Here is a 15238-nt window from a genome sequence, read left to right on the forward strand (position 1 = left end):
ACACCGGGACCTTCGGCCAAACAGCCGCGCCGCCATTGGACCGAAAGTGGTGTCGACGAGGGCAGCCTAGCCCCCCAAGCGGGTTAGCGGGATGATCAATTCGTTATCTATCCAATCGAGACATCACCCCGGCGTGCGGATGTAACACGATCGGGTGACTCTCTGTTGGTGACGTAACGCGCAAGGGCCGGCACACGATGAAACGAGGTCGCGGCAGTGGAGAACCGGGAGATGGAGCGCGCTCGAACGTTGCTCGAGTCCACCCCTCTGGTCGACGGACACAACGACCTACCTTGGGCGTTGCGGCTGACGCCGGGTGCCGACGCCTCCCGTGCGGACGGCTTCGAGGTCGATCTGACCCGCTCTCAGTCGCACTTTCACACGGACATCCCGCGCCTTCGGGCAGGTCGAGTGGGCGTCCAGTTCTGGTCCGTCTATGTCCCATGCCGCCTTGTGGGTGACGCTGCGGTGACCGCCGTCGTCCAGCAGTGCGAGCTTGTCCACCATCTGGCCGAACGATATTCGGAGCATTTGCAAATCGCATCGACGGCCGCGGAGGCCCGTTCGGCCTTCGCGGCGGGCCGGATCGCGTCGCTGCTCGGCGCCGAGGGCGGTCACAGCATCAACTCCTCGCTCGGAGTGCTGCGCGCGCTGCACCGGCTCGGGGTTCGATACATGACGCTCACCCACAACGAGAACGTGCCGTGGGCCGACTCGGCGACCGATGAGCCGGTTGTGGGAGGTTTGTCCGACTTCGGTCGCGAGGTCGTGGCCGAGATGAACCGCATCGGCATGCTCGTCGACCTCTCCCACGTCGCCGCGACCACGATGCGCGACGCGCTCGACCACACGACGGCGCCGGTGATCTTCAGCCACTCCTCCTGCCGCGCGGTCACCGACCACCCCCGAAACGTCCCGGACGACGTGCTGTCGCGGCTGGCCGGCAACGGCGGCGTGTGCATGGTGACGTTCGTGCCGTACTTCGTGTCCGGCGTCGTGGTCGAGTGGGACCGGCAGGCGCAGGAGGCGATGGCCGCGGCGGGCGTGGACCAGCGCGACCTGGACGAGCGGTCGCGGTTCCTGGCGGGCTGGTCGGGCCCGCCGATGCCGTCGGCCGGGATCGACGACGTCGTCGCGCACGTCGAGCACGCCCGCGAGGTGGCGGGCATCGACCACATCGGCATCGGCGGCGACTACGACGGCGTCGGTCACCTGCCGGCGGGCCTGGAGGACGTCAGCCGCTACCCGGCCTTGTTCGCGGCACTGCTGGACCGGGGCTGGAGCGAGCAGGACTGCGCCAAGCTGGCCGGCGAGAACGTGCTGCGTGCCCTGGAGGCGGCCGAGGAGGTCGCCAGGTCGAGCTGACGCTCAGCTGCCCTGCCGCTGGGAGAACATGGTCACGCCGACCGGAGGCAGGCCCACGACGCTCGCCATCAGGTCGCAGAAGGCCTCGCCGTGGGGGGCGAGCTCCGCGGAGACCGGGGTCCACGACGCCCGCAGCTCCAGGTCGTCGGTCCGCGCCGGGCCCGAGATGTCGCCGAACCGGGCCGACGACGTGTCGGTCACGGTGCCGCCGAGCGCCGTGTACCGGGCGCCCGTCGCCGCGAGCGCGTCGGTCAGCCACGACCAGCCCACGGTCGGCAGCAGCGGGTCGTCGGCCAGCTCGGCGTCCAGCTCCGCGCGCACGTAGGCGACCACGCGCAGCACGCCGTCCCAGGCCTCCTGCCCTTCCGGGTCGTGCAGGAGGATCAGCCGCCCGGTGGCGAGCACGTCCGCCGGACCGTTGGCCTCCGCGGTGATCGCGAATGCCCACGGTGCCAGGCGCTGCGGTGGGCGAACTACACCGAGCTGCAGCTCGGGCCGGGGGCGCACCGACTTGAGCGCCGCGACGGCCTGAGTGAAGAGTTCAGGCGCTGCCGACGTTTTGGTCACGACTCGTAACTGTAAGACCACTGGAGTCACTGAGTGGTGACGGCGCGCCGGACACGACCCGGAGTTCCTGCGCACGGACGGTGGCACGACGGGACCTGGTCCGGCTCCGTGGCACGATTCATCTCGCCATGACACCCACGCCCGACACCGCCGCCCCGGCGACCACACCCCTGCTGGTCGCCGCCGCCGGCGGCACGCCCGCCCACCCACCCGTCTGGTTCATGCGCCAGGCCGGCCGGTCGCTGCCCGAGTACCGCAAGCTCCGCGAGGGCATCCCGATGTTGCGGGCCTGCTTCACGCCCGACCTGGTCTGTGAGATCACGATGCAGCCCGTCCGCCGGCACGGCGTCGACGCGGCCATCCTCTTCTCCGACATCGTGGTGCCGCTCGTCGCCGCCGGCATCGGCGTCGACATCGTGCCCGGCACCGGCCCGGTCGTGGCCGAGCCGGTACGCACGCGTGCCTCGGTCGAGGCGTTGCCGGCGCTCGAACCGGGACAGCTCGACCCGGTGGCCGAGGCGGTCCGGCTGCTGCGTGCCGAGCTGGGCGCGACTCCACTGATCGGGTTCGCGGGTGCGCCGTTCACGCTCGCCTCCTACCTCATCGAGGGCGGGCCGAGCCGCCACCACGAGCGCACCAAGGCGCTCATGCACTCCGACCCGGCCACCTGGCACGCCCTGCTCGGCGCGCTCGCCGCGATCACCACGACGTTCCTCGAGGTGCAGGTCGAGGCCGGGGTCCAGGTCGTGCAGCTTTTCGACTCCTGGGCCGGTGCGCTGTCGGAACGGGACTATCGCGAGTTCGTGCTGCCGCACTCGAAGCGGGTCCTCGATTCGGTCCAGGGCGTGCCGAAGATCCACTTCGGGGTCGGCACGAGCGAGCTGCTGCCCGCGATGCGCGAGGCCGGCGCCGACGTCGTCGGCGTGGACTGGCGGCTGCCGCTCGACGAGGCGGTCCGCCGGCTCGACCGCCCCGACCTGCCGGCGCCGGTAGTTCAGGGCAACCTCGACCCGGCCCTGCTGCTGGCCGACTTCGACGCGGTGGAGCGCGAGGTCCGGCGGATCGTCGACGAGGGCCGCGCCGCGGGCGGGCACATCTTCAACCTGGGCCACGGCGTGCTGCCGAACACCGACCCGGACGTGCTGAGCAGGGTCGTCGAGCTGGTCCACCGGCTGTGAGCGTCCCCGCTGTAGCTGTCTCCGCGGTAGACGTCGTCGTCATCGGTGGGGGCATCAGCGGGCTGGCGGCCGCCCACCGGCTGCGTGCCCGCCTCGGGCCGGACGCGCGCATCACGCTGGTCGAGCAGGCCGACCGGCTCGGCGGCAAGCTACGCACGGTCGAGCTCGCCGGCACGGCCACCGACGTCGGTGCCGAGGCGTTCGTGCTGCGCAACCCGGCGGCCGTCGAGCTGGTCCGCGAGCTCGGGCTCGGCGACCGGCTGATCCACCCGCGCGGCGCCTCCGCGACGGTTCGGGCGGGCGGGCGGACCGTGCCGTTGCCCAAGCGCACCTTCCTCGGCGTGCCGGCCGACCCCGAGCTGGTGCGCCCGGTGCTGTCGGCCGCGGCCGGCGAGCGGGCCGCGGCCGAGCCGACGCTGCCGCCGCTGGAGATCGACGACGACGTTCCGGTCGCCCGCGTGCTGACGGAGCGGTTCGGCCCCGAGCTGGTCGACAATCTTGTCGAGCCGCTGCTCGGCGGGGTCTACGCGGGCCGCGCCGACCGGCTCGGGCTGCGCGCCACCATGCCCGCTCTGGTCGACGCGCTCGGCCCGGCCGGCGGCTCGCTCACCGCGGCGGCCGCCCGCGTGCTCGGCACGCCGGCGTCGGACCGGCCGGTGTTCGGCGGGCTGCGCGGCGGCATGACCGTGCTCGTCGACGAGCTGCGCCGGCAGGCCCGCGCGGAGGTTCGGCTCGGCCTGCCGGTCCGCGAGCTCCGGCGCGGCGCCGTCGGCTGGGAGCTCGAGATCGGCAGCCCCGGCGGGGTCGAGGTGCTGCACGCCGACGCCGTCGTGCTCGCCGTGCCGCCGCCCGCGGCCCGCCGGCTGCTCACCGGCGCCGTACCGGCGGCGGCCGCCGCGTACGCCGGGATCGAGGTCGGCTCGATGGCGGTGCTGAGCATGGTCCTGCCCATCGGTGTGGGGCTGCCGGACACGAGCGGCGTGCTGCTCGCGGTCGGCCAGGAGCACGCCGACGGCACCCCGTTCACGGCCAAGGCCTTCACTCACACCAGCGTCAAGTGGGGCGGCGACCCGGTCCGGCTGCGTGCGTCGATCGGCCGGTTCGGCGAGACCGGCCTGCTGCGCCGCGATGACGCCGACCTGCTCGCCGCCGTGCGGGCGGACCTTCGCGAGCTCACCGGCGTGGCCGCGGCGCCGGTCGACTGGACAGTCACCCGATGGGGTGGTGGCCTGCCGCAGTACGGCGTCGGCCACACCGCCGCCGTGTCCGCGATCGAACGCTCGGTGGCCGAGGTGCCCGGTCTCGCGGTCGCCGGCGCGGCGCTGCGCGGCGTCGGGATCCCCGCGTGCGTGGACGGTGCACGGGCGGCGGCGGACCGTGTCGCCGGGTACCTGCGCGCCGCCACCGAGGCCAGGTAGTGGGATCATGTGGGCATGGCCCGCCTGAACTACGCCGAGCTGAACGACACCATCCGGTACACCATGTGGTCGGTGTTCCGAGCCGAGCCCGGCCGTCTCGGGGAGGACCGCGGTCCGGCGGCCACCGAGGCCGCTGAGTATCTCGACGGCCTGGAGACCAAGGGTGTGGTCGTGCGCGGCGTGTACGACGTGGCGGGGCTGCGGGCCGACGCCGACTTCCTGATCTGGTGGCATGCCGAGGAGGTCGAGCAGCTGCAGGCCGCGTACGCCGGTTTCCGCCGCACCGTGCTCGGTCGCGCGGCGAGCCCGGTGTGGAGCCAGGTCGCGCTGCACCGGCCGGCTGAGTTCAACAAGAGCCACGTCCCCGCGTTCGTAGCCGGTGAGGAGCCGCGCAAGTACGTCTGCGTGTACCCGTTCGTGCGCTCCTACGAGTGGTACCTGCTGCCCGACGAGGAGCGGCGCGGGATGCTCGCCGAGCACGGGAAGATGGCGCGCGACTATCCGGACGTGCGGGCCAACACGGTCGCCTCGTTCGCGCTCGGCGACTACGAGTGGATCCTCGCCTTCGAGGCCGACGAGCTGCACCGCATCGTCGACCTGATGCGTCACCTGCGTGGCAGCACCGCGCGCCGGCACGTGCGCGAGGAGATCCCGTTCTACACCGGCACGAAGCTCGCACCCGCCGAGCTGGTCGCGAACCTGCCCTGACCGTGCCGAGACACGCGCTCGCGGCGCTCTGGAGGGAAGTCACCGACACCGAGCCCGCCCCGGTGACGTTCGAGGGCGACGAGCACCCGCTGGCCGGCCCGTACCGGGTGGGCACCGCGGCCGCGGCCTGCGTCGCCGCGACGACCCTCGCCGCCGCGGAGCTGGTCCGCGAGCGCGGCAGCGGCCCCGAACCGGTGAAGGTCCACATCGGACACGCCGCGGAGGCGTTCCGCAGCGAGGCACACCTGACGGGCGAGTCGGCGGCGGACGGGCTGTGGGCGTCGCTGTCCGGCGACTACCGAGCCGTCGACGGCTGGGTGCGGCTGCACGCGAACTACCCGCACCACGCCGAGGCCATCCTCCGCGCGCTCGGCACGGACGCCGAGGGCGTGCGGGCCGAGGTCGCCGCCCGCCAGGCGGTCGCGGTGGAGGAGGCGGTCCTCGCGGCCGGCGGTGCCGCCGCGGCGATGCGTGACCGCACGGGCTGGCTGGCCGACGGCCCGGGCGAGGCGATCCGTGCCGAGCCGCTTGTGGCGATCGAGCGCATCGGCGACGCGCCGCCCCGTCAGCTGCCGCGGCTGAACCGGGCTCGGGCGGAGCGCATCCTGGCCGAACAGGCGCTGGTCGACCGGGCCTCGCCCGGCCAGATGCTCGCGGTGTGGACGCTCGCCGAGCGGGCGCTGACCGGCGCGCGGGTGCTGGACCTGACCCACGTGATCGCCGGACCGGTCGCGACGCGCACTCTCGCCGCGCACGGCGCCGACGTGCTGCACGTGACCGACCCGAAGCGCCCGACCCTGGACCGTCTGCTCATGGACACCGGCTTCGGCAAGCGCTCGTGCCACCTCGATCTCGACACCGGCGACGGCCGCGCGACCCTGTGCGGGCTGGCCGAGCAGGCCGACGTGTTCGTGCAGTCGTACCGGCCGGACTCCTTGGCACACAAGGGTTTCGGTGCCGAACAACTGGCGGCGGTCAGCCCCGGAATCGTCGTCGTCGACCTCGCCGCGTACGGGCACACCGGGCCGTGGCGGGCGCGGCGCGGGTTCGACAGCCTGGTGCAGATGTCCTGCGGGATCGCCGCCGAGCAGGGGATGGACGAGCCGCGGCCGCTGCCCGCGCAGGCGCTGGACCACGGCACCGGCTGGCTCGCCGCGCTGGGCGTGCTCACCGCGTTGCGCCGGCGTGCCACCGAGGGCGGCTCCTGGCTCGTGCGGCTCTCGCTCGCGCGGACCGCCGAATGGCTGCACGACCTCGGCCGCGACGACGCCCCGCCGACGCCGGTCGACGTGCGCCCGTTCCTGCACAACAGCGACAGCGACTACGGTCGGCTGACGCACCTCCGCGTGCCCGGCGCGCCCGGTGCGCTCGCCGGGCCGCACCGCCCCGGCCGGGACGCGGCGAACTGGCGGTGAGCCGGTCGTGCCACCCGCTCGCGGGCGACACGACCGGCGGCCGTGCTACTTCCGGAGCTTGTAGGCCCGGATCACCGTCTGCTTCACCGTGTTGCCGTCCCGGTCGGTCGCCGACGCCCGCAGGGACACCGACTCGGCGCCCGTCGGGTGGTTCAGCGCCGCGACGAGGTTCAGCAGCACCGGAACCCGCTGCCAGGTCTTGCCCTCGTCGTAGGACGCCTCGACCGTCAGCCGCCGCGGCCGCTCGTGGGCGCCCGACTCGTTCTGCAGCAGCACCGGCACGAGGAACCTGCCCGCCGGCGCGCTGTTCGCGTCGTCGAGCAACGGCAGGTACCGCACCGCGTTGAGTGCCAGTGCCGCCGGCTCCTCACCGTCCACATGAGCCGACGTGAACGTCCACTCGGCACTCATCTCCGTCGACAGGTCGAACGGCGCCGAGCGGGTCAGCTCGGTGGTGAGCCGGTACTCGCCCGACTCGGCCGGCAGTCCGGTGAACACGCCGTAGCCCGCCTCTGGCGACTCACCCACGAGCTCCTCGCCGCGGTACAGCTTCGTCGACGAGGTGTCCACGATGGAGTATCCGGCGTTGCCGCCGAAGTCGGAGAACATCGGGATCCCGACGCCGAGCTCGTCGCCGATCCGGTACCCCCACGGGAACTCCGTGGCCGGCAGCCCCGGGCCGAACACCGCTTGGCCGAACGACTCGTGGTACGTGCGGCCCGCCCGGTATGTCCGCAGCGGGGAGTCGAACTCGGCGGTCGGCTCCTGGTCGGCGTTCTCCTGCCCGAGCAGCGTGCTCCATCGCGCGCCCTCGGTGGTGAGGTACTCGGTGCGCGTGCTCGGCAGCCCGACCTCGACGGCCGCGCCGAACACGAACCCGCCGCCGGACTCCGGGATCGGGAACAGCACCCGCCTGCCGACCTGACCCTCGGCCGCCGAGCCGAAGTCCACCCGCACGGTCGCGAGCTCGTCCTGCTCGACCACCTTCGTGAACCCGGTCGGGTAGCCGTCCGGGTAGAAGGCCAGGCCGTAGAACGACCCGTCGGGCGCCAGCCATTGCGTGTTGATCGCGCCGCTGACCGTGGTGCCGGGCAGCGCGTCGCCGAGCTGCGCGGTGGTCAGCATGCTCAGGTCGTCGGTGATGACGCCGCCGCCGAACGACGACGTCTCGGTCTCCACCAGGTAACCGATGTCGCCGAGCAGCAGCTGTGCCTCGGCCGGTGGGGTGACGCTGATCGGCTTGGTGATGCGCGGATCGACGTCGACGGCCATGTCGCCGTCGAGCGCGAGACCCGGCTGGGCGAGGTGGTTGAAGTGGTTGCCGCCGTCGGTGAACACCAGGTGGTCGATCACGTAGCGGCCCTTGGGCAACCGGACCTCGAGTGAGCCGTCCGGGTCGTACGGGAACGAGAACGTGTCGTTGTCCAGGCCGAGTACCAGAGCGCTGTAGTCCGCCGTCGGCGCGCCGTTCTCGTCGACGTAGTTCAGCGTGAGGTCGTAACTCTCGACCTCACGGACGACCGCGACCGGGGTGCGGGTGGTCGACTCGCCGGCGGTCGCCACGACCGCGCCGGAGTAGGTGCCGTCCGCGGTGCCCTTCCTCGTGTCGGCGGTGACGTCCACTGTTGCCTCGCCGCCGGCCGGCACGGTGACCTCGTTCGCGCTCAGCGTGAACATGTCCGTCGCCCCGCCGTCCGGGTCGGTCGCGTCGAGGGCGAGTGCGAGCGTCACGTCGCTGTCGCCGAGGTTGCGGTAGGTCAGCGACTTGGTCACCGGCTGGTCGTCGTCGTGCGGCCACTCGGCGACGCCGAGGCTGACGCTCGTGGGTTCGGAGACGACGCTCGCGCCGAGCGTCCGCGCCACGTCGACGCGCCCGGCGCCCTGCTCGAACGCGGTCAGGCCCGCGGTCGGCGTGGCGGACGCGGTGAGCGCCGCCTTGAGCTGCGCGCCGGTCCACTCCGGGTGCTGCTGGGCGATCAGCGCGGCGGCGCCGGCGACGTGCGGGGTGGCCATGGAGGTGCCGGACAGGGCGACGTAGCCGTCCGCGGCCGGGTCGCCGATCTGGCCGTTGGCCGCCTTCGCGGCGACGATGTCCACGCCGGGTGCGGTGATGTCCGGCTTGATGCCGCCGTCGCCCAACCGCGGCCCGCGGCTGGAGAAGTCGGCCAGGTTGTCCTCGCGGTCGACCGCGCCGACGGTGAGCGCTGCGTCCGCGCTGCCCGGCGAGCCGACCGTCTCGCTGCCCGGGCCGGAGTTGCCGGCGGCGATCACGAACAGCGTGCCGTACTGCTCGGACAGGGAGTTGACCGCTTCCTCCAGCGGGTCGAGCTCCACCGTGTCCCCGCCGCCGAGGCTCAGGTTCGCGACGTCCGCGCCGTGCTCGGCGGCCCACTGCATGCCGGCGATGATCCCCGACTCGGAGCCGAAGCCGAAGTCGTCCAGCACCTTGCCGTCCAAGATGGACGCACCCCACGCGACGCCCCGGTACGTGCCGCCGGACTTCGCGCCGGTGCCGGCCACGATCGACGCGACGTGCGTGCCGTGGCCGAAGTTGTCCACGTTGTCCGGTGCCTCGCTGAAGTTCTGCTCGGCCACCTCGCGGTCGGCGAGGTCCGGGTGGGTCTGGTCGACGCCGGTGTCGAGGACCGCGACCTTGATGCCCTCGCCGGTGAACCCGGCCTCCCACGCGGCGGGCGCGCCGATCTGCGGCACGCTGTGGTCCAAGGTGGACTTCCGCTTGCCGTCGAGCCAGACCTTCGACACGCCGGCGGCCATCGTGCGGGAGCCGGCGGTGCCGTTGGTCAGCGCTTCCCACGCGGTGCCGGTCTTGTCGGCGGCCGTCGCGATCCCGTTGACGCTGGGCAGGTTCCGGGTCGCGTTCGCCAGCCGCGGCGCCGCCCGGTTCGCCGCGTTGGTGACGATCAGCGGCACGGAGTCGCGGTGCGCGTCGTCGTAGCCGAACTCGATGAGCGCGGTGATGTCGAACAGCCGGCGGTCGAGCTTGCCGGCGGCGATGAGCGGCAGCGCGTCGGCCGGGATGACGTAGTCGTGCCCCTTGGCGGAGAACTTCGCGAAGGTCATCCCCGCGCGGTCCTGGCCCGGTCGGACGGATCTCGCCTTGCTCCGCTGCACGGTGACCTGATCGCCGGTGAGCAACGTGACCGTGCTCGCGCCCACCGCGGTGCTCGCGGGCTCCGGTGGGGGAGCCGCGCCGGCCGCCTGGGCGGTACCGAGCACCAACCCCAGTACGGCTGCGCCGACCCCGATCTTTACGCCGATACGCACCTGACACCTCCAGTCGGTGATGACCGGTGGGCGACGGCCAGAGCTATACACGGTGTGTATACCGCCGCGCATGGCGCCGCCGTCAGCTGCTTCCTGGTGGAGATCGCCCCTCGCCCCCCAGTCTCCTGTGCGGCGAGACGCTAGCGGTCATCCGATTGGGTGACAAGACTCCAAATGAGCGCCACGACGGGAAGTTGCCGACCGATCGGGACGTCTCGTCACCCATCGTCGTCCGGTCCGCCGGGCTAGGTTGCGCGCATGGTCACCAGGAGCGAGGCGTGGCCCGAAGGCACGCCGTGCTGGGTCGAGCTCGGCGTGGACGACCTCGACAAGGCGGTCGCGTTCTACCGCGCCCTGTTCGGCTGGGAGGTCGAGCGCGGCGGGTCGTCGGCGGGCGGGTACGTGAGCTGCATCCTGGGCGGTCGGAAGGTGGCCGGCATCGGGTCGAGGATGGACGAGAGCCGGCCGACGGCGTGGACCACGTACCTCGCGGCCGACGACGTCGACGAGGTGGCCGGCAGGATCACCGCGGCCGGCGGCCGGGTGCTCACCGAGCCGTTCGACGTCATGGACCTCGGTCGGATGACGGTCGCTCTCGACCCGATGGGCGCGGCGTTCGGCGTCTGGCGGTCCCGCGCGCACATCGGTGTGGAGCTGGCCAACGAGCCGTCGGCGCTCGTGTGGAACGAGCAGCTGAGCGATGACCTTGACGCCGCGAAACGCTTCTACCAGGCGGTTTTCGGCTACACCTACGACGACATCGAGGGCGGTTCGTACGCGATGCTGAAGGTCGCCGGCCGCGTGGCCGGCGGGCTCGGCGCGTTCGGCACCGACACGCTGCCCGGCACGCCCCCGCACTGGCGCACCTACATCGAGGTGCCGGTGACCGACGATGCCTGCACGAAGGTCACCGAGTTGGGCGGTCAGGTCGCCGTCCCACCGACGGACACCCCGTACGGCCGCCTGGCCCGGGTCGCCGACGACCAGGGCGCGTACTTCTACGTGATCCAGGGCAACTAGACCCCGTCTCAGCCGGCCGTGAGCGCCGGTCCTGGTGTTGAGCCGGTTGAGCAGCCTCGACGACGCTGCGGTTTTGCTGGCGCCTGTTGACTTCGGGTAGCGACTAGGCAACTCTTGACTCAATCGACGCAAATGTCGTACTGAGTTCTGCAAATTCTGATCACGTCGAAGTTGGTTCGACGACTGCTCCTGCCCTGCCTTGTCCGTCCTCAACGATGAGAGCGACGCAATGAGAGCGAAGCGAATCGTGTCGTGGCTGGCGGCCACGACGCTCACGACCGGCCTGTTCGTCGCGGCCGGCCCCACCGCCTCCGCCGCACCCGACTCCGCCGCCGACCTGGCCCACGGCAAGCCCGTCTCGGTAAGCAGCTCCACCGACCGGCAGGCCGCCGCCCACGTCACCGACGGCGACCAGGACACCTACTGGGAGAGCGCCGCCGGCGCCGAGCAGCACGCCACGGTGGACCTCCGCGCCAAGGCCCGCCTCGGCAAGGCGGTCCTGAAGCTCCCCGCCAAGTGGTCGGCCCGGACCCAGGTGCTGGGCATCCAGACCAGCACAGACGGCGCCACCTTCGCCACCGCGGCCGGCGCGGTCACCCGCACCTTCGACCCCGACGCCGGCAACGCCGTGTCGATCCCGCTCGGCGGAACCGAGACCCGCTACGTCCGCGTCGCCTTCACCGGCGGCGAGCAGTCCACCGCGCAGCTGGCCGAACTGCAGGTGTTCGCCGCCGAGCCGTCCACCAACGACCTGACCGACGGCCGCCCGGTCACCGCGAGCAGCGCGATCGGCGAGTACCCCGCGAGCAACGCCACCGACGGCAACTCGGCCACCTACTGGGAGAGCAGCAACAACGCCTTCCCGCAATGGATCCAGGTCGACCTCGGCGCGTCGGTCGCCACCAACCGCGTCGTCGTCACGCTCCCGGCGAACTGGCCGGCACGCACCCAGACCCTGACCATCCGGCGCAGCACCGACGGCACCAACTTCACCGACCTCGTGACCAGCACCGGCTACCAGTTCACCCCGGCCGCCGGCAACACGGTGGCGATCTCGTTCGGCGAGGCCACCGCCCGCTTCCTGAGGCTGCACGTCACCGCCAACACCGGCTGGCCCGCCGCCCAGGTCGCCGAGCTCGAGGTCTTCGGCCCGAGCGGCGGTGACACCTCGCCACCGACCGCGCCGTCGGGCCTCGCGTTCACCCAGCCGCAGTCCGGCCAGGTCCGGCTGACCTGGCAGGCCAGCACGGACAACGTCGGCGTCACCGGCTACAACGTCTACGCCGACAACACGCTCCGCACGAGCGTCGCGGGCAACGTGTTGACCTACACCGACTCCCAGCCGGCCAGCGCGACGGTCACCTACGTCGTGCGGGCGCGCGACGCGGTGGGCAACGAGTCGGCGAACAGCAACTCGGTGACCCGCACCGGGACCACGGCCGGCACGAACCTCGCCGAGGGCAAGCCGATCGTCGCATCCGGACACGTGCACACCTTCGTCGCCACGAACGCCAACGACGACGACGTGACCACCTACTGGGAGGGCAACGGCGGCGGCTACCCGAACACGTTGACCGTGAGCCTCGGCGCCAACGCCACCGTCAGCTCGATCGTCGTGAAGCTGAACCCGGACCAGGCCTGGGGCCCGCGCACGCAGACCTTCCAGGTCCTCGGCCGCGACCAGTCCGGCGGCACCTTCGCCAACGTCGTCTCCTCGGCGCAGTACCAGTTCAGCCCGGCGACGGGCAACCAGGTGACGATCCCGGTGAGCGCCACGGCGGCCGACGTCCGGCTCCAGTTCACCGCGAACACCGGCGCCCCGGCCGGGCAGGTCGCCGAGTTCCAGGTCATCGGGACTCCGGCGCCCAACCCGGACCTCACGATCTCCGCGCTCACCTGGTCGCCGCAGTCGCCGTCGGAGAGCAGCGTGATCATGCTGTCGGCGACCGTTCGCAACGACGGCGACCGCCCGGCCACGGCGACCGACGTCAACTTCTACCTCGGCACCACGTCCGTCGGCACCGCCGCGGTGGGCGCACTCGCCGCGGGCGCGACCGCGACGGTCACCGCGAACATCGGTGCCCGCGACGCCGGCAGCTACTCGGCCAACGCCAAGGTCGACGAGGACGACGGCGTCATCGAGGAGGACGAGACCAACAACGCCTTCACCAACCCGACCGCACTCGTGGTCACCGCGGTGCCGACGTCCGACCTGATCGCCTCGCCGGTCAGCTGGTCGCCGACCACCCCGCAGCAGGGCGCCACCGTGACGTTCTCGGTGGCGATCCGTAACCAGGGCACGGTCGCCTCGGCCGGTGGCGCGCACGGCATCACGCTGACGGTCGCCAACGCGTCCACCGGCGCCGTGGTGCGCACGCTGACCGGCGCGGCCAACGGCACGATCGCACCTGGTGCGGTGACCGCCCCGGTCAACCTCGGCACGTGGGCGGCCGCCAACGGCCGGTACACGGTCAAGGTCGTGCTCGCCGACGACGCCAACGAGCTGCCGGCCAAGCAGGCCAACAACACCAGCAACCACAGCCTGTTCATCGGTCGCGGCGCGAACATGCCGTACGACACCTACGAGGCCGAGGACGGTATGGTCGGTGGTGGCGCGTCGGTCATCGGTCCGAACAGGACGATCGGCGACCTCGCCGGCGAAGCGTCCGGCCGGCGCGCGGTGACACTCAACAGCAACGGCTCCTACGTCGAGTGGACCACCGGCGCACCCACCAACACGCTGGTCACCCGGTTCTCCATCCCGGACTCGGCCGGTGGTGGCGGCCTCGACTCGACGCTGAACATCTACGTGAACGGCGCGTTCCACAAGGCGATCAACCTGACGTCGAAGTACGCGTGGCTCTACGGCGCCGAGGCGCAGCCGGGCAACTCGCCGGGTGCGGGCGGCCCGCGGCACATCTACGACGAGGCCAACGTCATGCTGAACTCGTCGGTGCCCGCCGGCAGCAAGATCCGGCTGCAGAAGGACCCGGCCAACAACACCACCTACGCGATCGACTTCGTCAGCCTCGAGCAGGTGTCGCCGACCGCGAACCCGGACCCCGCGCGGTACACCACGCCCACCGGAACGTCCCACCAGGATGTGCAGAACGCGCTGGACCGGGTCCGCATGGACGCCACCGGGAACCTGGTCGGCGTCTACCTGCCGCCGGGTGACTACCAGACGTCGTCCAAGTTCCAGGTGTACGGCAAGCCGGTGCGGGTGGCCGGCGCCGGGCCTTGGTACACGCGGTTCCACGCACCGGCCAACCAGACGGAGTCCGACGTCGGCTTCCGTGCCGAGGGGTCCGCGAACGGGTCCGTGTTCAAGGACTTCGCGTACTTCGGCAACTACACGATCCGCATCGACGGGCCGGGCAAGGTGTTCGACTTCGGCACGCACTCTGGATCGACCATCGAGAACATCTGGGCGGAACACTTCGTGTGCCTGTTCTGGGGCCTGAACACCGACAACATGACGATCAAGAACAACCGGATCCGCAACATCTTCGCCGACGCGGTCAACATGACCAACGGCAGCTCCGGGAACCTGGTGTCCAACAACGAGTCCCGAGCGTCCGGCGACGACAGCTTCGCGCTGTTCAACGCCCAGGACGGCGGTGGTGGAGAGGTCACCGGCAACATCTACGAGAACCTGACGTCGATCCTGACGTGGCGGGCGGCCGGCATCGCCGTGTATGGCGGCTACAACAACGTGTTCCGCAACATCTACGTGGCGGACACGCTGGTGTACTCCGGCATCACGATCAGCTCGCTCGACTTCGGCATCCCGATGAACGGGTTCGGCGCCGACCCGCCGACCCGGTTCGAGAACATCTCGATCGTCCGTGCCGGCGGGCACTTCTGGAACGGTCAGACCTTCCCGGGGATCTGGGTGTTCTCCGCCTCCAAGGTATTCCAAGGCATCCGAGTGTCCGATGTGGATATCGTGGACCCGACCTACAGCGGCATCATGTTCCAGACGAACTACGTCGGCGGACAGCCGCAGTTCCCGGTCGCTGACACCGTGTTCACGAACGTCTCGATCAGTGGGGCGCGCAAGAGCGGTGACCAGTTCGACCACAAGTCCGGGTTCGGCATCTGGGCGAACGAGATGCCGGAGGCCGGTCAGGGGCCGCCGCGCGGCTCTGTCACCTTCAACAATCTGGTGTTGTCAAACAACGCTGTGGACGTGAGGAACACAACCACCACATTCACCATCATCCGGAACTAGGCCCTTCGGCGCCCTAACACGATGGGGTGAACAGCGGTGCCGCCGGCC

General features: G+C 71.5%; 9 protein-coding genes. 7 read left to right on the plus strand and 2 right to left on the minus strand.

What is annotated here, in order from left to right:
- Positions 1–216 precede the first annotated feature (216 nt).
- On the plus strand, positions 217–1365 hold the full coding sequence (locus ACRDSK_RS18905) for a dipeptidase (RefSeq protein ID WP_431442408.1): 1149 nt from the start codon (positions 217–219) through the stop codon (positions 1363–1365).
- 3 nt (positions 1366–1368) lie between these two features.
- On the opposite strand, the gene ACRDSK_RS18910 is transcribed toward ACRDSK_RS18905, so the two are convergent.
- Positions 1369–1932 (minus strand): DUF3000 domain-containing protein, encoded by a 564-nt coding sequence (locus ACRDSK_RS18910; protein WP_431442409.1) that lies wholly within the window; start codon positions 1930–1932, stop codon positions 1369–1371.
- Between the two features lie 128 nt (positions 1933–2060).
- Here ACRDSK_RS18910 and hemE point away from each other — a divergent pair, with 128 nt between their 5' ends.
- Genes hemE through ACRDSK_RS18930 form a run of 4 tightly spaced genes read left to right on the plus strand, consistent with a single transcriptional unit; the run spans position 2061 to position 6651 of the window.
- Positions 2061–3110: a uroporphyrinogen decarboxylase gene (gene hemE, locus ACRDSK_RS18915; protein WP_431442410.1), complete on the plus strand. Its 1050-nt coding sequence runs from the start codon at positions 2061–2063 to the stop codon at positions 3108–3110.
- Positions 3107–4528 carry a protoporphyrinogen oxidase gene (gene hemG, locus ACRDSK_RS18920; RefSeq protein ID WP_431442411.1) on the plus strand — a complete coding sequence of 474 codons (1422 nt, stop codon included), beginning with the start codon at positions 3107–3109 and terminating at the stop codon, positions 4526–4528. Before hemE ends, hemG begins: the two co-directional genes overlap by 4 nt.
- A gap of 15 nt (positions 4529–4543) precedes the next feature.
- Entirely contained in the window at positions 4544–5236 is a 693-nt protein-coding gene (gene hemQ / locus ACRDSK_RS18925; RefSeq protein ID WP_431442412.1) for a hydrogen peroxide-dependent heme synthase, read from the plus strand.
- Positions 5237–5238: 2 nt separating this feature from the next.
- The gene (locus ACRDSK_RS18930) at positions 5239–6651 is read left to right on the plus strand and encodes a CoA transferase (RefSeq protein WP_431442413.1); all 1413 of its coding nucleotides are present in this window, start codon (positions 5239–5241) and stop codon (positions 6649–6651) included.
- Between the two features lie 45 nt (positions 6652–6696).
- Here the strand turns inward: ACRDSK_RS18930 and ACRDSK_RS18935 are convergent, their stop codons facing one another.
- The gene (locus ACRDSK_RS18935) at positions 6697–9936 is read right to left on the minus strand and encodes a S8 family peptidase (protein ID WP_431442415.1); all 3240 of its coding nucleotides are present in this window, start codon (positions 9934–9936) and stop codon (positions 6697–6699) included.
- A gap of 258 nt (positions 9937–10194) precedes the next feature.
- On the opposite strand from ACRDSK_RS18935, the gene ACRDSK_RS18940 reads away from it, so the two are divergent.
- Positions 10195–10956 carry a VOC family protein gene (locus ACRDSK_RS18940; RefSeq protein ID WP_431442416.1) on the plus strand — a complete coding sequence of 254 codons (762 nt, stop codon included), beginning with the start codon at positions 10195–10197 and terminating at the stop codon, positions 10954–10956.
- Between the two features lie 229 nt (positions 10957–11185).
- Positions 11186–15190 carry a discoidin domain-containing protein gene (locus ACRDSK_RS18945; protein ID WP_431442418.1) on the plus strand — a complete coding sequence of 1335 codons (4005 nt, stop codon included), beginning with the start codon at positions 11186–11188 and terminating at the stop codon, positions 15188–15190.
- The last annotated feature ends 48 nt before the right edge of the window (positions 15191–15238 follow it).

The sequence above is a fragment of the Actinophytocola sp. genome (assembly GCF_050699915.1).
Lineage (GTDB): Bacteria > Actinomycetota > Actinomycetes > Mycobacteriales > Pseudonocardiaceae > Actinophytocola.

Bases quoted from the DNA above. Each gene is read 5' to 3' on its own strand.
- hemE (WP_431442410.1), top strand. From the start codon at position 2,061: ATGACACCCACGCCCGACACCGCCGCCCCGGCGACCACACCCCTGCTG.
- hemQ (WP_431442412.1), top strand. From the start codon at position 4,544: ATGGCCCGCCTGAACTACGCCGAGCTGAACGACACCATCCGGTACACC.
- ACRDSK_RS18940 (WP_431442416.1), top strand. From the start codon at position 10,195: ATGGTCACCAGGAGCGAGGCGTGGCCCGAAGGCACGCCGTGCTGGGTC.
- ACRDSK_RS18945 (WP_431442418.1), top strand. From the start codon at position 11,186: ATGAGAGCGAAGCGAATCGTGTCGTGGCTGGCGGCCACGACGCTCACG.